21 protein-coding genes are annotated in these 21,735 nt (G+C 42.3%); 4 read left to right on the top strand and 17 right to left on the bottom strand.

Annotated elements, in window-relative coordinates:
• Position 1: 1 nt before the first annotated feature.
• From DWY31_RS00440 to DWY31_RS00375, 14 genes are all read right to left on the bottom strand, one after another.
• Positions 2-586 (bottom strand): coiled-coil domain-containing protein, encoded by a 585-nt coding sequence (locus DWY31_RS00440; RefSeq protein ID WP_242992895.1) that lies wholly within the window; start codon positions 584-586, stop codon positions 2-4.
• Between the two features lie 16 nt (positions 587-602).
• Positions 603-746, bottom strand: a complete 144-nt coding sequence (locus DWY31_RS14080; RefSeq protein ID WP_243060336.1) for a hypothetical protein — start codon at positions 744-746, stop codon at positions 603-605.
• A 358-nt stretch (positions 747-1,104) separates the two neighbouring features.
• Positions 1,105-2,763 (bottom strand): glycoside hydrolase family 43 protein, encoded by a 1,659-nt coding sequence (locus DWY31_RS00435; RefSeq protein WP_021860652.1) that lies wholly within the window; start codon positions 2,761-2,763, stop codon positions 1,105-1,107.
• Positions 2,756-4,123 carry an MFS transporter gene (locus tag DWY31_RS00430; protein WP_118519250.1) on the bottom strand — a complete coding sequence of 456 codons (1,368 nt, stop codon included), beginning with the start codon at positions 4,121-4,123 and terminating at the stop codon, positions 2,756-2,758. The genes DWY31_RS00435 and DWY31_RS00430 overlap by 8 nt, the downstream gene beginning before the upstream one ends.
• 112 nt (positions 4,124-4,235) lie before the next feature.
• Positions 4,236-5,075 carry an AraC family transcriptional regulator gene (locus DWY31_RS00425; RefSeq protein WP_118519249.1) on the bottom strand — a complete coding sequence of 280 codons (840 nt, stop codon included), beginning with the start codon at positions 5,073-5,075 and terminating at the stop codon, positions 4,236-4,238.
• Positions 5,076-5,461: 386 nt separating this feature from the next.
• Complete coding sequence (locus DWY31_RS00415) at positions 5,462-6,472, bottom strand: GGGtGRT protein (RefSeq protein ID WP_117537308.1); 1,011 nt, start codon at positions 6,470-6,472, stop codon at positions 5,462-5,464.
• Between the two features lie 54 nt (positions 6,473-6,526).
• Positions 6,527-7,219, bottom strand: coding sequence for an iron-sulfur cluster assembly scaffold protein (locus tag DWY31_RS00410; protein WP_021860656.1), 693 nt, complete (start codon positions 7,217-7,219; stop codon positions 6,527-6,529).
• A 154-nt stretch (positions 7,220-7,373) separates the two neighbouring features.
• Positions 7,374-8,999, bottom strand: coding sequence for a GNAT family N-acetyltransferase (locus tag DWY31_RS00405; RefSeq protein ID WP_118519248.1), 1,626 nt, complete (start codon positions 8,997-8,999; stop codon positions 7,374-7,376).
• A gap of 7 nt (positions 9,000-9,006) precedes the next feature.
• Complete coding sequence (locus tag DWY31_RS00400) at positions 9,007-10,254, bottom strand: competence/damage-inducible protein A (protein ID WP_118519247.1); 1,248 nt, start codon at positions 10,252-10,254, stop codon at positions 9,007-9,009.
• Position 10,255: 1 nt separating this feature from the next.
• Positions 10,256-10,798 carry a CDP-diacylglycerol--glycerol-3-phosphate 3-phosphatidyltransferase gene (pgsA, locus tag DWY31_RS00395; protein WP_118519246.1) on the bottom strand — a complete coding sequence of 181 codons (543 nt, stop codon included), beginning with the start codon at positions 10,796-10,798 and terminating at the stop codon, positions 10,256-10,258.
• Entirely contained in the window at positions 10,798-12,120 is a 1,323-nt protein-coding gene (gene rimO / locus DWY31_RS00390; protein WP_118519245.1) for a 30S ribosomal protein S12 methylthiotransferase RimO, read from the bottom strand. The genes pgsA and rimO overlap by 1 nt, the downstream gene beginning before the upstream one ends.
• A gap of 100 nt (positions 12,121-12,220) precedes the next feature.
• The gene (gene rpoZ / locus DWY31_RS00385; RefSeq protein ID WP_021860661.1) at positions 12,221-12,463 is read right to left on the bottom strand and encodes a DNA-directed RNA polymerase subunit omega; all 243 of its coding nucleotides are present in this window, start codon (positions 12,461-12,463) and stop codon (positions 12,221-12,223) included.
• Between the two features lie 3 nt (positions 12,464-12,466).
• Entirely contained in the window at positions 12,467-13,087 is a 621-nt protein-coding gene (gene gmk, locus DWY31_RS00380) for a guanylate kinase (protein WP_021860662.1), read from the bottom strand.
• A gap of 19 nt (positions 13,088-13,106) precedes the next feature.
• On the bottom strand, positions 13,107-13,988 hold the full coding sequence (locus tag DWY31_RS00375) for a YicC/YloC family endoribonuclease (RefSeq protein ID WP_118519244.1): 882 nt from the start codon (positions 13,986-13,988) through the stop codon (positions 13,107-13,109).
• Between the two features lie 144 nt (positions 13,989-14,132).
• Here DWY31_RS00375 and DWY31_RS00370 point away from each other — a divergent pair, with 144 nt between their 5' ends.
• Positions 14,133-15,872, top strand: coding sequence for an Rqc2 family fibronectin-binding protein (locus tag DWY31_RS00370; RefSeq protein WP_118519424.1), 1,740 nt, complete (start codon positions 14,133-14,135; stop codon positions 15,870-15,872).
• Positions 15,873-15,941: 69 nt separating this feature from the next.
• Here DWY31_RS00370 and DWY31_RS00365 read toward each other — a convergent pair whose 3' ends face one another.
• The 3 genes from DWY31_RS00365 to pheA all read right to left on the bottom strand — a co-directional run bounded on the left by DWY31_RS00365 (position 15,942) and on the right by pheA (position 19,778).
• Entirely contained in the window at positions 15,942-17,270 is a 1,329-nt protein-coding gene (locus DWY31_RS00365) for an MATE family efflux transporter (RefSeq protein WP_021860665.1), read from the bottom strand.
• A 1-nt stretch (position 17,271) separates the two neighbouring features.
• Positions 17,272-18,561, bottom strand: coding sequence for an ATP-binding protein (locus tag DWY31_RS00360; protein ID WP_117537314.1), 1,290 nt, complete (start codon positions 18,559-18,561; stop codon positions 17,272-17,274).
• Between the two features lie 86 nt (positions 18,562-18,647).
• Entirely contained in the window at positions 18,648-19,778 is a 1,131-nt protein-coding gene (gene pheA / locus DWY31_RS00355) for a prephenate dehydratase (RefSeq protein WP_021860667.1), read from the bottom strand.
• A gap of 91 nt (positions 19,779-19,869) precedes the next feature.
• Here pheA and DWY31_RS14410 point away from each other — a divergent pair, with 91 nt between their 5' ends.
• From DWY31_RS14410 to DWY31_RS00340, 3 genes are all read left to right on the top strand, one after another.
• Positions 19,870-20,253 carry a putative ABC transporter permease gene (locus DWY31_RS14410; protein ID WP_118519243.1) on the top strand — a complete coding sequence of 128 codons (384 nt, stop codon included), beginning with the start codon at positions 19,870-19,872 and terminating at the stop codon, positions 20,251-20,253.
• Positions 20,254-20,323: 70 nt separating this feature from the next.
• Complete coding sequence (gene pyrB / locus DWY31_RS00345) at positions 20,324-21,241, top strand: aspartate carbamoyltransferase (RefSeq protein WP_021860668.1); 918 nt, start codon at positions 20,324-20,326, stop codon at positions 21,239-21,241.
• 19 nt (positions 21,242-21,260) lie between these two features.
• On the top strand, positions 21,261-21,704 hold the full coding sequence (locus DWY31_RS00340) for an aspartate carbamoyltransferase regulatory subunit (protein WP_118288555.1): 444 nt from the start codon (positions 21,261-21,263) through the stop codon (positions 21,702-21,704).
• Positions 21,705-21,735 lie beyond the last annotated feature (31 nt).

Here is a 21,735-nt window from a genome sequence, read left to right as displayed (position 1 = left end):
TTTATCTGTTGCCTTCTAATTCTGCCAGCTTTCTTCGAAGCAATTCCACCTCATTTCTGGCTTCATCCAGCTGCCCTTTCGTTTCATCCAGCCGTCCTTTCGTTTCATCCAGCTGTCCTTTCGTTTCATCCAGCTGTCCTTGGGCTTCATCCAGTTTTCCTTTCGTTCCAACCAGCTCATCCTTCGTCTCATCTAATTCCTTCTGCATGTCATCAATCATTAACTGCACTGTATTACGATCCATCTCCAGTAATTCCTTTGAAAACATAGCCATCACCTCTTCTATATTCCGGCACATATCATAGATCTGACTGTACAGATCTTTAAAATCCGGATACTTCTCAATGATTGCGATGATCTCTTCCGGTCTGTCCATACATAGGAAAGCAAGCCACGCTTCAAGACGATTCGCAATCTTTATTTCTCCATTTTTATTGTGCTGAATCTTCTGAAAAATGTCAAGCGGAACAAATAAATATTTTTGAAGCAGATTCATTTCCAGACCAGTATCTGACTCCTGCTCAAACCGATGTATATATGTATCTGGAAAGTGTTTAAATTCTTCCAGCTGCACTACCATATCCATGATCAGCAGACTATTTTCATCTGCAAGTCTTCAAGAAATTCCTTCTTTCTTCTCTCCAGCTATAAAACATATCCTTCAACTGTTTGTCCTTCTCAATATCCTTCATTACTTCTTCCCGTGAACGGATCACCGGAAAATACTGACGTAATTTGTTTGTCATGGCAAACGCTCCTCTTCCTGATGCAGTCATAAAACTTTCCTGCATTTTTCATCGTTACTTTTTACATCTTGTTACAAACTAATTATTTACTAAAAATCAAATTAAGTATTTAAACAAATATTACATATCAAAGGCAAACTGACGTCGTAACATCTTCACATGACACTCAGCAATCGTTTCCCTCTAAAATTAAAGTTTCTGGATTTTGCTCCAAACCGGAGCATTTGAATATTCGTATTTTCTAATACAAATAGAATCTCTTTAGAACTATAAGATATAACTTGTGTTTACTTTACCAGAAAAGCCCACAAAACACAAGTTGTATTTTGCAGGCTTTCTCTCCTGAAATTATTTTCAATTATTTTTCTTCCGGTGCCGGCACTCCTTTTTCTTCATCTGCCTCATAAGAGAAGAAATCAAAATCGGCATAATGCTTATGCAATACACGGTCTGCACATGTAAGACCTACAAATGTTCCTGTGAACTCACCATATTTACAATACTCATCAGAGAACTTCGTTGTGTCAAATGTCCTTCCGATTCTTGTATAATTCTCACCGTCATAACTCCACTCGAACCAAAGCTCTCTTCCCTCAATCCGAAGTCTCAGATAAATCGGAACATCCTCCACTGCAATTCTCGTATCCAGATATTCTGTCTTTTCTCCATTTTCAAGCTGGATGATCGACAGTGCACTTCCACCCAGTGTCTGACTGTAATATTTACGCAGATTAATATAATTCATATTATCGTAATAAATGATCAGTCCGGCACTGTGCTGGTATACTTCCGGCTTGTATTCCATCTTTGTTGTAACCGTTGCATAGACACTGGTCAGTTTTCTTGCAAGGATACTGACCTTATTCAGCGATGTTCTGGACTCCTGTCCGCGGATTCTCACATAACCCGGACGGGCTTTTACATCAGCAAAACTCTGTGGCATAATACGTGGTGCATAATACCAGTTTCCAAGCTCCTCACCGTCAAAATCATCAAAATCCGGAATCTGTGGAACCGGATATTCCGGCAGTTTGCTTTCTTCTACATATTCTTTCGCTAGATTATCTCCATCTGCCATGCGAAGCCATCCGTCTTCGGTCCACTCCATTTTCTGTATTGCCGTCTCTCTTCCAAGCGTGCAGCGAAGCTCCGGTGCAAACGGTCTGGAACAGAGATGTACCAGATAAACCTCGCCAAGAGAAGTTTCTACATAACTTCCGTGACCGGATTTCTGCAGAACGCTGTCCGGATTGAAATATTTCGGTTTCAGATGATCCGGATCATGTCTTTCATTCGACTCGCCCGGAACACTTGTTACGATCGGATTCTTCGGATCCCCTTCATATGGTCCCCATACATTTTTGGATCTTCCCATCGTCACGCAGTGATTGTATCCGGTTCCGCCTTCCGCACACATAATATAGTAATAACCATTTCTCTTTGTAAGATGCGGTGCTTCAATACATCCTCGGTCTGTACCGCCGCGCCAGATTCGTTTCGGATATCCGACTACTGCCTTTTCTTTCGGGGAATACTCAACCAGACAGATCACGCCCGGTTTTTCATATCCTTCTCTTGTTTCCCACTCCAGAGAAACAATCCATTTTCTTCCGTCATCGTCGTGAAGAATAGAAGCATCAAATCCTGCGGAATGTAAATAAACCGGCTCACTCCACGGTCCACGAATGTCTTTTGCTGTTACAAGATAATTGTCTACATCAAAATATCTTGCATTCATGGAATTCATCACACCATATACGACATAGAACAGATCTTCCTCTTCACAGTAAGTAAGGCACGGCGCCCAGATTCCTTTTGCTGATGGAAGTTTTTTCAGATCTACCTGTTCATCTGTCAGCACATGTGTATACAGCTCCCAGTTTTTCATATCCTTTGAATGATAAATCGGGATTCCCGGCATCCACTCAAACGTGGATACCGCAATATAATAATCGTCTCCTTTTCTGCAAATACAAGGATCCGGATTAAAACCTTTGAAAATCGGATTCTTAATCATTGTCCGCGACACCTCTTCCTTCTTTTAAGTCTGTTACGATTCCATCGTATTCTTTATCCAGTTTGTAGAAGCACATGATCGCTACGATCAATACTGCTGCTAACACCGGAATGTAGATAAATAACGCATTGATCGCTGTCAGTGCAGATGCACTCTGTGCTACCGCTTTTTCTGCATATCCTCCAAGTGCCAAAATCCATCCGAGCATAGCGGATCCAAGACCATTTCCGACTTTGAATCCAAAGCTTGAAGCACTGTTGATCAGTCCTTCTGTACGATATCCGGTCTTCCACTCTCCATATTCGATCGTATCCGATACAATCGCAAACATGCAGGAAGAAATTCCGGCATTACCGACACCTTTTAATCCAGATGCGATCATGATTCCGATATAACTTGTTCCGACAAATACAAACATTGCAAATCCGAGTCCATAGATGATTGCTCCGAGAATCAGCATATTTCTCTTACCGATCTTCTTAATGATAAATGCGGTAAAGAACATTGCCACGATCTGTACGATACTTGCTACAAGATTCATCGGTCCGACCAGATTTGGATTTTTCAGTACAACTTTTGCATAATAAACAGCAGCTCCGCCGTTCAGAGAATAAATGATGAAAATAAATACCAGTGTCAGTGTGATCATGATCCAGTATTTATTCTGGAATAGTAAGCGAATTCCTTTGAAGAACGGGATCTTCTCCTGCTTTGTATGTTCAGAAGGTTTTACTCTCTCTTTCGTTCCTGTAAATGTAATTAAAAATATGATAACTGCAAGTACTCCGAACACTGCAAATGCTTTCGTCCATGCAGATGCGTTATTTCCAAATGCCTGTACAAGCGGAAGTGTCAGGTTTGTGATGATCAGCGTTCCGGTTGTTGCAAGGATCATACGGAAAATACTTAAAACAGATCTCTCGTACTGATCCTGTGTGATCAGAGCATTCAGGGTTGCATATGGTACATTGATCGCTGTATAGATCACAGACGATACTAAGTTATATGTAATGAAAATGTATGCGATCTTCGCTGTCTGCCCCAGTCCTGACGGTACACTGAATAAGAGGATTCCGGCAATTGCAAACGGAATTGCCATCCGTAAAATCCACGGTCTGCATTTACCCATTTTGGATTTGGTACGGTCTACGATCACTCCCATAATCAGATCCGTAACACCGTCAAAAATACGTGAAACGAGCATGATCGTTCCTACGATACCGGCACTGATATGCACATAATCTGTGTAGTAAAACAGCAGAAATGCTGACATTGCGGAATAAATGATGTTACATCCCAGGTCTCCGCATCCATAGGAAAATCTTTCCCAGAAACTGATTTTCGTCGTTTTTTGTTCCATTTTTTCTCTCCTTCTTATGTATGCTTTTCTTTCTATCTGCATTTATCATAACAGGCATTTTTCATCTTTAGAACAAACAAAAGCGACCTAAAAATAGGACGATTCCGACTTTTTATTTTTCTTTCTCTCTCGATTTCTTTCTTGCCTCTTTGGGAGTACATCCATAATTTTCTTTGAATGTACGCATGGCAACACGGTAATTGGTACATCCGTGTGCTTCGAAAATCTCTCCGATAGAAGCATCTGTTGCAAGTAATTCTTCATGCACCTTGACAATCCGGATCGCATACAGATATTCCATCAGTGTCATACCAATCTGCTTCTTGAAAAATCTTGCCAGATAATCTTCACTGTATCCAAAATGTGCGGCAATCTCCGGGACAAGACATTTTTCTCTGTGATGCTCTTTTAAGTAGACCATGATCTCATTTACACGTTCCAGATTTTTCTGATTACGGTCTGCTTCTTTTCTTACAATTTTTTTAGAGTAAGAATGAGCCAGCGTGTACAGAAGTTCATACAGCAAACTGTTAAAACGCAGCAGATAAGCCTCCGGACGGATATCGTAGACAATATGCATATCTTCAAAGATTTTCTTCATCTTCTGAAGTCTTGTCTTATCAATCTCATTTTCCGGATGCATATCCACTTCAAACTGATACAATTCAATATCCGGAATGTACTTAGTAAGCATCTCTTTCGGGATCTGTAATACAAGAGCCCTGTTCTTCCCACTCAATACGGAATGCATCACCCTGGAATTAATAATATTAAATTCTCCTGCCTGCAGCACATTTTTCTGGTTCTCGGTCGTCACGGTAATACTTCCTTCCAGCATATACACCAGCTCCAGACTGTCATGCCAGTGCGGTGCGACATAACTTCCTTCATCTACCGATAAATAAAACCGTACTTCCACATCCGGGTTACGCGATACAATTTCGTGACGCATAATTTCAATCCTTTCCATTTTTGTAAAGTATAACACATACTGCGTAAAAACAAAAAGAAGATATTCTATGTTATATGAATCATCAGCCGCATGAATTAGCTGCTTTAAAACTTTATGAAATATAATATAAAAAACCAGGAAAAAATATATGAATATGCTATAAAAGAAATGGTCGGACACAGCATCAAGGACATCACCGAATCTGTTTATACAGTTCGAGATCTTGAATGGCTAAGAAATGACCTTAAGAAATTAGAATAAAGCGGCTGACTCGAGTGACTAATAGACAGTGTCTAATAAGTGTCTAATAAGTGTCTAATCAACCGCTTTTTCTTACTTTTTATTCCATTCTATTAAATCTAAAACCCTTGTAAAACAGGCGTTTCTTAGAATTTACCCGCCTTTGCAGCTTCCTCGATGGAAACGGCTACAGCTACAGTCATACCAACCATCGGGTTGTTACCTGCACCGATCAGTCCCATCATCTCAACGTGAGCCGGTACAGATGAAGATCCAGCGAACTGTGCATCAGAGTGCATACGTCCAAGTGTATCTGTCATACCGTAAGAAGCCGGTCCTGCTGCCATGTTGTCCGGGTGAAGTGTACGTCCTGTACCACCACCGGAAGCAACTGAGAAGTATTTCTTACCCTGCTCGATACATTCTTTTTTGTATGTACCTGCAACCGGGTGCTGGAAACGTGTCGGGTTTGTAGAGTTACCTGTGATAGATACATCTACTCCTTCTTTGTGCATGATTGCAACACCCTCACGAACATCGTTGGCACCATAGCAGTTAACTTTAGAACGAAGTCCTTCAGAGTAAGCGATTCTCTGTACTTCTTTCAGTTCTCCTGTATAGTAATCATACTCTGTCTGTACATATGTGAATCCATTAATTCTGGAAATGATCTTTGCAGCATCTTTTCCAAGTCCGTTCAGGATAACACGAAGAGGTTTCTTACGAACTTTGTTTGCTTTCTCAGCGATACCGATTGCTCCTTCAGCAGCTGCGAATGATTCGTGACCTGCCAGGAATGCGAAACAATCTGTATCTTCTTCCAGAAGCATCTTTCCTAAGTTACCGTGTCCAAGACCTACTTTACGCTGATCAGCTACAGATCCCGGAATACAGAATGCCTGAAGGCCTTCTCCGATTGCTGCCGCTGCGTCTGCTGCTGTCTTACATCCTTTTTTGATTGCGATTGCTGCACCTACTGTGTATGCCCAGCATGCATTCTCAAAACAGATTGGCTGAATACCTTTTACCTGATTGTATACATCAAGTCCGGCATCCTTTGTGATTTTCTCTGCTTCTTCGATAGAAGCAATGCCATAGCTGTTTAATACTTCATTGATTTTATCAATTCTTCTCTCATATGATTCAAATAAAGCCATTTAATTGTCCTCCTGAAATTTTACCTGATATGTAATACCTGTACGCTATCGCGATTATTCTTTACGTGGGTCGATGATCTTAACTGCATCTTCAACACGTCCGTACTGTCCTTTTGCTTTCTCCCATGCATCATTCGGTGTGTCACCTGCTTTGATGAAGTCTGTCATTTTACCAAGGTTTACAAACTGATATCCGATGATTTCATCGTGGTCATCTAAAGCGATACCTGTAACATATCCTTCAGCCATCTCAAGATAACGAGGACCTTTTGCTAATGTACCATACATAGTTCCAACCTGAGAACGAAGTCCCTTACCAAGGTCTTCCAGTCCTGCACCGATCGGAAGTCCGTCTTCAGAGAATGCACTCTGTGTTCTTCCGTATACGATCTGAAGGAATAACTCTCTCATTGCTGTATTAATCGCATCACAGACAAGGTCTGTATTCAATGCTTCCAAAATAGTCTTTCCCGGAAGGATCTCAGATGCCATAGCAGCAGAATGTGTCATACCTGAACATCCAACTGTCTCAACAAGGGCTTCCTGGATAATTCCTTCTTTAACATTCAGTGTCAGTTTGCAGGTTCCCTGCTGTGGAGCACACCATCCAATACCGTGTGTCAGACCTGAAATATCTTTAACTTCTTTTGCCTTTACCCATTTTGCCTCTTCCGGAATCGGAGCTGGTCCGTGATTTGCACCCTGAGCTACCGGACACATCATCTCTACTTCATGTGAATAAATCATTATAAAACTCCTTTCAACTATGTGTGTGTTTTCTCTTGTAGGCATTGTTATATGTTTAACGCCGTACTTGATTTTATTTTCTCATAAATTCTTTTACTCGTCAATTGTCACTTTTTATCAAATTCCGGCGCTTTCTGCGCCTTTTCTCTGCATTTTACCTGTCAAGTTCCTTCCAGAACGCTGTATCTGCAACGGAACTCTTAATTTCGTCGAATGTATACGGTGCTGTCACCCATGCATATTTTGTACTCTGCTTACCGGATGAAGCGCTTCCCATATTGAATCCGATCTCGATTCCGTCTTTGCTCACAAAAAAATTTGGAACATAAGCTCCTGTTTTGTCATTGCCTTCCAGTGCCTTTTTCATCTCAGCCGTAGTAAGGTCGGTAAGAAAACTGCTGTCACCGGTCTCTTTCTGCATGATCTTTGCCCAGTTTTCTACAAATGTGTCATCCAGCTTTACAATATCTCTGACTTCGTAAATTTTCCCGTCACGAAGACGAATATTTACAGTACGAAGATCTGTCTGATACTCGCTGTATTCACCTCTGGCACTTGTATCTTCAAATACAACACTGATATACTCATTCGTTGCATAGGTCACTTTGCATTTTACATAACTGATCAGTGCCGGTGTGTTTGCTTCGATTACTTTCTGCTTGATCTTCTCATCCGGATGTGTATAAATCTCATCCACGGTAGACATTGCACAGTTTTTTATTGTTTTATTAATTTTATCTGCATTCTTTCCTTTCAGACCACTGATCTGTGGATAAGCAACATTAAAATCAATGATTGTAGAAGTCTTTTCCGAATCACGGAAGCTGTATGTCTCATTTTTCACCTTGTAAGAAAGATTATCTGCCTTATAGGCTTCTATCTTATCAACGCCTGACACACTGCTTTCGTCTGTCTTGTTCTGGCTGTCTGAACCACTGTTTCCATTATTCTCATCATTATCGTATATATCATCCGAATCATCCCAGCTGTCACCGTCATCCTCATACGGCTGATCTTCTGTGATTCCTACGTCATCTTTTGCTTTATAATAGATAAAACTTCCAAATAAAAATGCGCCGCCGACCGCTACGATCAAAAGTATGATAGCCGCAACAACTCCAACGATGACCGGTACTGCAGATCTCCGCTGTGGCATCTGTACCTGATGACTGTATGTTCCTGCTGGTCCCTGCCCGTTTTCTTCCGGTCCCGGGCCATAACTATAAGAGCTGCTTGAAGAACTGCCTGCACCGTAACCATAAGTATTCTGTCCCGGATTTCCGGTGCCGTAATGATAACTATACTGCCCGTATGCACTCTGCACCAGCTCCGCTTCCATCGGTACAAAACGGATTCCGTCCTTTTCCTGTTCTTCTGTCACCTTGTGCATTCCAAGATGCTCGTATGCCTCTACAGTCTGTGGCGCAGCATTTACTGTAATCTTAGAAGCATGCACTTCTCTTGCCGCAAATGCAACAGCTGCCAGATAAAGCATACGTCCGATACCGTGTCTTTGAAATGCCTTTCGTACAAAGAACAGACTGATGTGCCCGTTGTTTGTAACTGCGATCATTCCACAAATCTGCACACCTTCAAACGCACCAAATATAGTCACTTCCTGCCGTTCAAACATCTCGCGGAAAGAGTCATAGCTGATAAATTCATGGAAACGCCCGACGCCTTCATCAGTATATGCCGGTGCAACATCTTCTGCAAATACTTCTGCCGCCAGATGCAGTGCCGGCAAAAGTTCCTGTATCTGTATTTTTCTGATATTCATTTCGGATTTAACTCCTTTCTTTTACCAGTTCCTCTCGCAGGAATGTCAGAGCACGCACAACGGCATAATCTCTGTTTTTCGCACGATTTCCGGTAAAATGAAATTCTTTTACTTCTGTATGTCCCTTTACATAGCATCCAATATAAACCAGTCCGACCGGTTTCTCTTTGGTTCCGCCCCCCGGCCCTGCAATACCGGTCACCGCCAGTGCGGCATCTGCTCCGGCTGCTTTTGCTGCACCTTCTGCCATCTCTCTGGCAGTCTGTTCGCTTACTGCGCCGTATGCTTCCAGTGTCTCTTCTTTTACACCAAGCAGTTTGCTCTTTGCACGATTGGCATAAGTAATATAGCCTTCTTCATACACTTCCGATGCACCTGCAACATTCATGATCCGTCCTGCGAGCAGACCAGCCGTACAGGACTCTGCGGTTGTCACTGTCATCTTCTTCCCTTTCAGGAGTTCCACAACTGCATCTTCCAGCGTCACATCTTCTTCGGTTGTGTAGATTTTATCTCCGAATCTGTAGAACAGCTCATCCATCATCGGCTTCATTAAAGCATCTGCCTCTTCTTCACTCTTTGCTCTGGCAGTCACACGGAGATGTACTTCTCCTGTCTTTGCATAAGGCGCAAGTGTCGGATTGGTCTGTGTCTCCAGAAGATCCGTAATAACCGTCTCCACTCTGCTTTCTCCCATAGAGCAGATCTTCACCATTTTAGAATAAATACCTTCCGGTTGTAAGCCATTCAGATATGGAGCAATCTTTGACTCAAACATTGGTTTCAGTTCATTAGGAGGACCTGGAAGCAAAATCGCTGTCTTGTCGTTTTCTTCCAGTATCAGTCCGGGAGCCGTTCCATTGTCATTATCAACAACAACCGCGCCTTCCGGAACCATTGCCTGTTTCCAGTTATTTGCTGTAATATTGCGGTTGTGCACCCGTGCAAAATAATCTTCGATTCGGGCTCTTGTACGTGTATCTTCGTACAGTTCTTTTCCAAATACTTTTGCTGTCACTTCTTTTGTCAGGTCATCCTTTGTAGGACCAAGTCCACCGCCAAGAATCACAATATCACTTCTTGACAGTGCCAGACGAAGCGCATCTTCCAGTCTCTTCTCATTGTCCCCGACAACACTCTGGTGATAGCAGGAAAGGCCCAGACCTGCACACTTTTCAGACAGATATGCTGCATTTGTATTTACGATATTTCCAAGCAGAATCTCTGTTCCGACAGAGATAAATTCAACTGTCACTTTACATTCCTCCCTGCGTAAGAACCTCAACATTTTTCGCAATATAATCAATTAAAGAAACAATGGTCAGAATCAGTGCTGCCCACATCAGGACTGTTCCGATCACATCAAATACCCCACCCAGATCCATGATCATCACGATCACCATAAACATCTGTGAAACGGTCTTAAACTTTCCCCAGTAACTTGCCGCAATGACAATGCCATTGTCAGAAGCTACCAGACGGAATCCGCTGATAATAAATTCTCTTGCGATAATAACGATTACAAACCATGCCGTCAGCTTGCCAAGCGGAATGAGACAGATCATTGCAGAACATACAAGCAACTTATCTGCAAGAGGATCCATGAATTTTCCAAAGTTTGTAACCAGACCTCTTGCTCTAGCAATCTTACCGTCCAGCATATCTGTAAGACTTGCCACGCAGAAAATAACAAGCGCGATCCATTTATTGGCTGCACCGCCTGCGTTCGTCAACATAAAAAAAACAAAGAAAGGTACCATGATAATTCGTAATACTGTCAGCTTATTTGGTAAATTCATTACAACAACTCTCCTATCAAATCATATTCTACTGCACCGGTCACTTTCACTCTTGCGAAATCTCCCGACATCAGTTCTTCATCTGTATTAATAAAAATCAATCCGTCAACGCCCGGCGCATCTTTGTAAGTACGTCCGACATATGCATTCTCATCTGCAACTTTTCCCTCGATCATGACAAGCACTTCTTCACCGATCATATCTTCTGCCTGTGCAAATGCAATCTCCTGCTGCAACTCCATAATCTCAGCCTGTCTGTCTTCTTTGACTTCTTCCGGTATCTGATCCGGCATCTCTGCCGCCGGTGTGTCTTCCTCCGGCGAATATGTGAATACGCCGAGCCGGTCAAATTCCATCTCGTCTACAAACGCTTTCAGCTCTTCGTGCTGCTCTTCTGTTTCTCCCGGGAAACCAGTGATCAGTGTTGTGCGAAGTGTGATGTCCGGAATTTCCCGTTTTAATTTTCCAATGATTTCTTCTAACTGTACTTTGGAAGTTCTTCTTCCCATGCGCTTTAAGATTTCATCGTTAGCATGCTGAATCGGCAGGTCCAGATAATGACAGAGCTTCTTTTCTTCTTTCATAACCTGGATGAGATTATCATCAATCTCTTCGGGATAACAGTACAGAATACGGATCCAGCGAATTCCATCTACCTTGCACAATTCACGTAAAAGCTTATGCAGAGATTTTTCTCCGTAAATGTCTTTTCCATATAACGTTGTCTCCTGTGCCACAAGAATCAGTTCTTTTACGCCCTGTTCAGCCAGATCTTTTGCTTCCTGTATCAGCCGCTCCATCGGAACACTGCGGTAATTTCCACGAAGCTTCGGAATGATACAGTAAGTACAGTGCTTATCACAGCCTTCTGCAATCTTCATATAAGCATAATGTCCACCGGTTGTCACCAGACGCTTTGTATCGACAAGCGGAAGTGCATTCACATTTTCAAGTTCCACATGTCCGGCACCCGCCAGTGCTTCTTCCACTGCTTCTACAATCTTATCATAGGCTGTTGTTCCAAGAACCGCATCAACTTCCGGAATCTCATCAATGATCTCCTGACGATATCTCTGTGCCAGGCATCCGGTTACGATCAGTGCTTTCAGTCGCCCTTCCTTCTTATATTCTGCCATCTCCAGAATCGTCTGTATACTCTCTTCCTTTGCATCGTGCACAAAACAGCATGTGTTGATCACAATGATATCTGCCTGTGTCTCATCATCTACAATCTGATATCCTTTTGCATCCAGGAGGCCCAGCATAACCTCAGAATCTACCAGATTCTTATCACAGCCCAGTGAGATAAATAATATATTCATTCTTACGTCTCCTCTTACTCTTTTATCAGAATTTATCCTTCTATCAGAAGAAAGGCAGATACCATCTGGCATCTGCCTTACATACATTACCTGTCAGACTCTATTCTTCCTCGTCTTCTGCTGCAATTGTAATCTTCGCCTGATTCAGCTCGTCAATTGCGATAGAAAGTGGCTTCTCTCCCGGCTTTGTATCTACTAACGGCATAGAACCATCGATGATCTCTCTGGCTCTTTTTGCTGTTGCCATAACGATAGAGTATCGGCTGTTGACAACCTTTGTCTCGCCTTCCTCGACGTCTTTGTTTACCACTTTCATTAAATCTGTGTAAGATGGGTGTAACATACACTATTCTCCTTTCAACTCTTCTTTCATATGTTCAATAAATGTGTGATTTCTGAAACTTCTTCTATGCTCTCCCTGAATGATCTCATGCATCTGCTGCACGCATTCCTGAAGATCGTCATTGATGATCAGATAATCGTATGCATCCATGCCTTCCGCTTCCTGTGCGGCTCTGCTTAAACGACTCTCGATCACATCCTGTGTCTCTGTGCCACGTCCTTCCAGACGTCTGCGAAGCTCTGCTGCACTCGGCGGAGTTACGAACAGTAATAATGTCTCCGGGAACTTTTCTTTCACTTTTAATGCACCCTGGATTTCTATCTCAAGAATCACATCTTTCCCTGCTTCTAACTGTTCTTCCACGTATGCACGCGGTGTACCATAGTAATTCTCCACGTATTTAGCATACTCTATCAGTTCATCTTTCGCAATCATTTTTTCAAATTCTTCGATCTCATGGAAGAAATATTCCCGTCCGTCTACCTCTCCAGGTCTCGGAGTTCTCGTCGTTGCTGATACAGATAAAGCATAATTATCATACTGCTTCAGCAGTTCTTTCATTAAAGTTCCTTTACCGGAGCCGGAAAATCCGGAAACAACAATGAGTATTCCTCTCTCTTTCATTTGCTCTTCCTCACACTTCTTATTCGATATTCTGAATCTGTTCTCTGACTTTTTCAATCTCTGTCTTCAGTTCGATTCCGATATTGGAAATCTCCAGATCATTCGCCTTTGACAGGATTGTATTCGCTTCCCTGTTCATCTCCTGCGCAATGAAATCCAGCTTACGTCCGATTCCACTGTCTTCTGATTCCAGAGTCTCTTTCATGTGTACAACATGACTTCTCAAGCGTACCACTTCTTCATCGGTACAAATCTTATCTGCGAAGATCACAACTTCTGCTGCAATCCTGCTCTCCTCAATCTGTGTATCTTCGAGAAGTTCTTTTACTTTATTTTCCAACTTCTCACGATACTCCGCAATAATCTTCGGGGAACGCTCTTCAATCTGTTCAACCAGTGTCAGCAGATGATCCAGTTTTTCGATCAGATCTTTCTTAAGATTCTCTCCCTCCAGCGTTCTCGTCTCAACAAACTGCTTCACAGCACCGTCCAGTGCCTTCTTAAGTCCCTTCCACAGTTCCTCTTCGTCAACAGCCTGCTCTTCCATCGTAATGACTTCCGGATAACGTGAAAGCGCAGATACACGGATGTCATTCTCCAGTGAGAATTTCTCTTCCATCTGTTTAAAATAAGACAGATACTCAGTTGCCAGTGCCTCATTATATTTCAATACAACCTGTCCCTCTGAAGAATCCTCATAATTGATAAATATATCGACTTTTCCTCTGTGCACACTTTTTTTTAAATGATTACGGATAGATGTCTCGAAAAAATTTAATTTCTTCGGCATACGGATATTGGCATCCAGATATCGATGGTTCACGCTTTTCATCTCAACTGTAAATTTACGTTCTCCGTCGGTCACTTCACAACGTCCGAATCCCGTCATACTCTTTATCATAATAGAAACCTCGTTCCTTTTTTATTAACGCTCTACATATTACAGACCGTTTTCCATCGTCCATTATAAGCCATTTGGAAAACAGAGTCAACTATGATATACTATACAAATGAGCCTGAAATCAGACAGAAAGGAGCTATTTTTATGGCATTTGACGGAACAACTGTTGCAGCAGTTACAAAAGAACTTACCGAGCAGCTCTCCGGCGGGCGGATTGCCAAGATCGCACAGCCGGAAACCGATGAGCTTCTCTTTACAATAAAGACACCACAAGGGCAAAAGCGCCTATATATCTCAGCCAGTGCATCTTTACCGCTTATTTATCTGACAAATGTGAATAAGCCAAGTCCGATGAATGCGCCGAATTTCTGCATGCTTCTGCGCAAACATATCGGAAACGGACGCATTACCAGGATCACACAGCCGGGACTGGAACGGATTATACAGATCCAGATCGAGCATCTGGACGATTTAGGTGATCTCTGCCAGAAGACACTGGTTGTTGAGATTATGGGCAAACATAGCAATATTATTTTCTGCGATGCAGACGGACGGATCATCGACAGTATCAAGCACATCTCCGCACAGATGAGTTCTGTACGTGAAGTATTGCCGGGCAGACCGTATTTTATTCCGGATACAATGGGTAAAAAAAACCCTCTGACGGTAGATGCTGATACTTTTATTTTCACATTAAAAGAAAAACCATGCCCGCTGGGCAAAGCGATCTATACAAGTTTCACAGGTATCAGCCCGGTAATCGCAGAAGACATCTGCTTTCTTGCCGGCATGGATTCCGGTATAACGCCAAAAGAATACGAAGACGATCTTCTGTTCCATCTGTATCGTCAGTTTTCCTATTATATAGAAGATGTAAAAGCAGGGAATTTTCACCCGGTCATCTACACAGATGGTGAGACGCCAAAAGAATTTTCTGCACTTCTGTTATCACATTTTGATACTTTTACAAAGCAGGAATACGATTCAATCAGCGAAGTACTCCATACTTACTATGCAACGAAGAACACGCTGACAAGAATCCGACAGAAAAGTGCAGACCTGCGTCACGTTGTCCAGACTGCATTAGAACGTGCACGTAAGAAATACGACCTGCAGAAAAAGCAGTTAAAAGATACTGAAAACCGAGAAAAATACAAAGTTTACGGAGAACTGATCAATACCTATGGATACAATCTTGCACCGGGTGCAAAAGAACTGACAGCACTTAACTATTACACCGGCAAAGAGATCACTATTCCGCTTGATCCGGTCAAAACACCACAGGAGAATTCCCAGAAGTATTTTGCACGTTATAATAAGCAGAAACGTACTTTTGAAGCACTATCAAAACTTCTCACAGAAACTGGTGACGATATCCACTATCTGGAATCGATTAGCAACGCTCTGGATATTGCCCGAAGCGAAGCAGATCTGGCACAAATTAAGGAAGAACTGATCGAAAGCGGTTATGTCCGCCGAAAATATACGAAAAAGAAAGTGAAATTAAAAAACAAGCCAATGCACTATATCTCTTCCGATGGTTATCACATCTACGTCGGCAAAAACAATCTGCAGAACGATGAACTGACCTTCTCTTTCGCAAATGGCGGTGACTGGTGGTTCCACGCAAAAGGTGCTCCGGGTTCCCATGTCATCGTCAAAACGAATGGGGATGAACTTCCGGATCGTACTTTTGAAGAAGCCGGAAGACTTGCCGCATACTATTCCAAGAGCCGTGGCAGCGATAAAGTTGAGATTGATTATGTAGAGAAAAAACATGTAAAAAAACCAAATGGAGCCAGACCGGGATTTGTAGTTTATTACACCAACTACTCTCTCATGATCGACTCTGATATCAGCAATATAAAAGCCGTGCAGGATTAATTCCCGCACGACTTTTTCTGTCATATCTCCCATAATGTTTTCTATATTATCCCGTCCTGTGTGAAAAACTCATATCTTCTTTTTCTTCATATATAAAACTCCCGTTATATCAGCAAGAAACCATCCGATTATAATTGCCCACCAGATCATCCGCACTCCCAGTAATGGTGCCAATGTATACGCAAGCAACACCCGTGTTCCAAGAGAAATCACAGTCAGCACAACCGACATTTCCGGTTTCCCAGTTCCACGGTAATAAGCATACAGCAGAAACAGAAGTCCGATTCCACAGTAAAATGCGCCTTCAATCCGCAAATACTGTACACCAATCTGCAATACTTTCACTTCGGTTGCTTTCACAAAGATCAGCATCAGCGGTCTTGCAAACAAAAAGATCAGCACAGATACAATTCCACAGAAGATAAGAGATGTTTTCACTGCTGCCCGCACGCCTTCTTTCACTCGTTTTTCATCTTTTGCGCCATAATTCTGCGATGTAAAGATAGAGAACGAATTGCTGAACTCCTGTGCCGGCATGTAGGCAAAGGAATCAATCTTCACTGCAGCTGCATAAGCTGCCATTACCGCAGTTCCAAAACTGTTGATCAGTCCCTGGATCATCAGGATACCGAAATTCATCACCGACTGCTGCACACTTGCGGCTAGCGAAAACCGTACCACTTCCGGCAGTACTTCTTTTGAACATGCCTCCTTCAATGAAATGCCATTTCCTATAAAGCGTAGCTCCGGCTCCTTCTTCCAAAGATAGTAGCCGATTCCGACTCCCGATATGATCTGCGCAATCACGGTCGCCCACGCAGCTCCTCCAACTCCCATTTTCCATTTCACAACAAGCAAAAGATCAAGAATAATATTCAGCATAGATGCGATTGCCAGAAAGAGAAGCGGCGTTACCGAATTTCCAACTGCTCTCAGTAAATACGCAAAAAAATTATACAAAAATACAAAGAAGATTCCCCAGAAGATCACCCATACATATTTTTTCATATATGTATAGATATCTTCCGGTATCCGCATCAGCTTAAGAATCAGGTCCATTCCTGCAAATACAGCAATATTTACAATCACAGAAATGATTCCGATAAAGAGAAAAGACGCAAGAATCGATTCCTGCATCTTTCTTTTATCTCCTTTTCCATAGTAAAAGGAAAAAACACTGCCGCTCCCCATACACAGTCCGATCAAGACAGATGTCAGAAATGTCATAAGCGTATATGCCGCCCCGACTGCCGCCAGCGCTCCCGCTCCCAGAAATTGTCCGACTACCCATGTATCCGCAATGTTGTAACATTGTTGCAGAAGATTTCCGACAATCATCGGTCCTGCAAATACAAGCATCGTTCTTTGTACATTTCCATGTGTCAGATCTTTTTGCATGTTATCTTGTCCCCAGGAGATAGTCAATAAACTGCTGTGCTGTCCGTCCGGATAAGCCGCCGTGGCTTAATTCCCACTTATTTGCTTCCAGAAGCAGTTCATCTTCCGGCATATCTATGCCATTCTTTTCTGCAAGAGCAAGTACGATCTCCTGAAATTCCTTCTTCGCCGGTTTTCCAAAGTAAATCGTAACGCCAAAACGGGCAACCAGCGATAATTTTTCCTGCACGGTATCATTTGTATGAAGCTCTTCGTCTCTGTCTTCTTTGTCCTTGAATGTTTCACGGATCAGATGTCTGCGGTTCGATGTTGCATAGATCAGAATATTATCCGGTTTCTTCTCCAGACCGCCTTCAATGACCGCTTTCAGATATTTGTACTCAATTTCAAATTCTTCAAAAGAAAGATCATCCATGTAAATGATAAATTTATAATTCCGGTTTTTGATCTGTGCGATCACGTCATTCAGATCCTGGAACTGATGCTTGTACACTTCAATCATACGCAATCCCTGATCATAATACTGATTCAGGATTGCCTTGATGGATGTGGATTTACCGGTTCCTGCATCTCCGAATAACAAACAGTTATTTGCACGTTTTCCTTCTACGAATGCCTTCGTATTATCAATCAGCTTCTTCTTTGCAATCTCATATCCAACCAGATCATCCAGGTGTACATGTGCAATCTTGGTGATCGGCACGATCTGTGCGCTCTCATCTGTATGCTCAATCCGGAATGCTTTGTGAAGTCCCAGTTTTCCAACGCCGAATTCCTTATAAAATCCTGTTATTTTCTCTTTGAAGTCCTGTGCGTCTTCTGCTTCTGCGAGGCTCTTTGCCAGATCACAGATACGGTCACGGATACGCTTGTTAAATACATTACCGTGACTGCTGTCTCCTGCATATTCTTTGATCATGGATATGCAATCCACGCCAAATGCCTCTTCCATCTTTCTAAAATCATAATCAAATAATTCTTTGAATATCTCAAAATCATGCAGCGCAACCTGGTTCAGACTTCCATCGATTGCTCCTGTAATCTCACAGGAAGTACTGTATGCATTTTCATGGCTTGCCAGAAGGTATGTAAGATATGTATGCCACAGATTTCCTTCAAATCCATGACTCGCTGACAGTTCTAAAATGTCATTCATCTGCTCAAACAGCAGACCTTTCATATCTTCTGTATTATAATAATCGTTATCATAGTTTTCCATCAGGAACGTCATATCCGTCAGAATCTGACCGTCTTCCATATGTTTGTAAAGCATTAATTCTTTTGTTCTCATCTTCTTGCTCCTTGCTTATCTCCTGTCACTTACACTTTTATTCGCTCTTACAATCCTGTACATCGCAGAAATTATATATACTGAAACTAATAATTTCCAAGGATCCTCATATTGCGGCTTTCCTCTCTCAGTCCGCGGATTGCATTTTTCACAGCCGGATCTGCCATATTTCCTTCAAAATCAATAAAGAAACGATACTCCCAGTTTTTTCCCTCAATCGGGCGGGATTCAATCCGTGTCATATTCAGATCATTGTAAATGAAATGCGACAGCAGTCTGTACAGCGAACCGCTCTCATGTGGCAGTTCCAGGCAGATGCTGATCTTCTGTGCGTGCTTTAAAAATACTTTCTGGTTTGTAACCACAATAAAGCGTGTACAATTTGTCTGATCATCATTGATATTCTCTTCTAATATTTCTAATCCGTGTACCTCTGCCGCATAAGCACTGCATACAGCTGCCTGTGCCTGATCTTTGTCATCCCGTATCTTACGCGCCGCAATCGCTGTATTCGCCACACTGATCTGCTGCCAGTCGCTGTGATCATCCAGAAAATGTGATGCCTGCATCAACGCAACGCCTTTGGAATACACACGTTCAATATCTGTAAGTTTTGCTCCCGGAACTCCGGACAGTGTATGAATGATCGGAATAATTGTCTCACCTACGATATAATTTTCAAACTCAACAAGCAGATCGTACATCTCATCTACGGAGCCGGCTGTTGAATTCTCAATTGGCAGCACGGCATAATCTGCTGCCCCATCTTCGATCGCTTCCATTGCTTCACGGAATGTCCGCACATAAAAACTATTGCAATTTTCACCAAAATAATCTTTTGTAGCTGCCTGACTGTATGCACCTTCTGTTCCCGGAAATACGATTCTTGCATTTTTCGCATCCAGGGATTCCATCTCAATAAACGGAAGTCTCCCAAGTGCTCCTGCCTTTACAAGCTGCTGGTACTGTAATTTACGGCTCATGGACATTAACTGCTCATACAATTCACGTACACCTTTTTTATTAAATTCAGAAGAAGCTTTCTCTGACACTGCCTGTAATTTATTCTTCTCTCTCTGACGGTCCAGAACCTTCTTCCCATTCTTGATCTTATACTCGCCGACCTGTGCACATACTTTCATACGTTCTTCGTACAGGCGGACCATCTGATCATCTATCTCATCTAACTGCAATCTCAATTCTTCTAATGATGCCATCGTCTGTTCTCCTCACTTTTTTGCATAAACCGTCAATTATTATAATACATTTTACGTATAAAATCTACATTTCCTTCTTATACTATCTTCCATGAAGCGAAAATTTCTCCAATGCGGAATGTTCGGCTGGTGTATCGAAATTCTCTATACCGGTCTTCGTTCCCTGAAAAAAGACAACCACACATTAACCGGACACACTTCCATCTGGATGTTCCCCATCTACGGACTGGCATGCCTGTTCTCTCCTATCTGCCGACGGATCCAGCATTTTCCTGCCTTTGTACGTGGGTGCTTTTACACCGTCTGTATTTTCTTTACAGAATATACGACCGGAAGCCTCCTCAGGCACTTCCATGCATGTCCGTGGAATTACAGCCATGCACGCTTCCAGATCCGCGGACTAATCCGGCTGGACTATGCACCGTTATGGTTTTTCACCGGATTGTTCTTTGAAAAAATTCTCTGCAGACATTGAAAAACCTTTTTATTTATTATATGATATATGAAAGATTTTCAATAGATTTGAAAATAACAGGAGGTTTTTTATGAGACATTTGATTAGTCCACTGGATTTTTCTGTGGAAGAACTTGATAAACTGATGGATTTGGCGAACGATATTGAAGCCACCCCGGAGAAATACGCACATGCCTGTGCAGGCAAGACACTGGCAACTTTATTTTATGAACCTAGTACACGTACCCGTTTAAGTCATGAAGCAGCGATGTATAATCTTGGCGGTAATGTTCTAGGTTTTTCTTCTGCTAATTCAAGCTCTGCCGCAAAAGGCGAAAGCGTTTCCGATACACTCCGCATGATATCTTGCTATGCAGATATCTGTGCAATGCGCCATCCAAAAGAAGGTGCCGCAACTGTTGCATGCAAACATTCCGGTATCCCGGTTATCAATGCCGGGGACGGCGGACACCAGCATCCGACCCAGACTTTAGCTGATCTTCTTACAATCCGTTCTTTAAAAGGACATCTGGATAATATGACGATCGGTCTCTGCGGCGATCTGAAATTCGGACGTACTGTACACTCTTTGATCCATGCATTAGTAAGATATCCAGGTATCCGTTTTGTACTTATTTCCCCGGAAGAATTAAAACTTCCAGGCTACATCCGTTCCGATGTATTGGATAAGAAGAATATCCCTTACGAGGAAGTAGAACGTCTGGAAGATGCACTTCCAAAACTGGATCTTCTCTACATGACACGTGTACAGAAAGAACGTTTCTTCAACGAAGAAGATTATGTACGCATGAAAGACTTTTATATTCTGGATGCCGCTAAGATGAAGCTTGCCCCGGAAGATATGTATGTCCTTCATCCGCTTCCAAGAGTAAATGAAATCTCCGTAGAAGTAGATGATGATCCGAGAGCTGCTTATTTCAAACAGGCACAGTACGGTGTTTATATCCGTATGGCTCTGATCCTTACATTGTTAGAGATTGAAGTATAAGAAAGGAGCATACATAATCATGTTAAATAATACATTAAGTGTTGGAAAAATCGAAGAAGGTTTTGTTCTGGATCATATTCAGGCAGGACGAAGCATGGATATTTATAAATATCTGCACCTGGACAAACTGGACTGTTGTGTCGCTATTATCAAAAATGCGAAAAGCAGTAAGATGGGCAAGAAAGATATTATGAAGATCGAGTGTCCGATCGACTTTATGGATCTGGATATTCTCGGATTCATCGATCATAATATTACAGTAAATATTATTAAAGACTCACAAATCGTAGACAAGAAAGCACTTCATCTTCCGAAGAAGATCACAAATGTGATCCGCTGCAAAAATCCGCGCTGCATTACTTCTATCGAGCAGGAACTGGATCATGTCTTCGTACTGACTGATCCCGAAAAGGAAGTATACCGCTGTCTCTACTGCGAAGAGAAATATCACGGACGCGGCTAATTTAACACAAGTAAAGCTGACATTAATAGCT

The sequence above is a fragment of the Dorea sp. AF24-7LB genome (assembly GCF_003478575.1).
Taxonomy (GTDB): domain Bacteria; phylum Bacillota; class Clostridia; order Lachnospirales; family Lachnospiraceae; genus Dorea_D; species Dorea_D hominis.
Note: the sequence above shows the minus strand (reverse complement) of the source record. Positions and strands in the feature narration are given on the sequence as shown.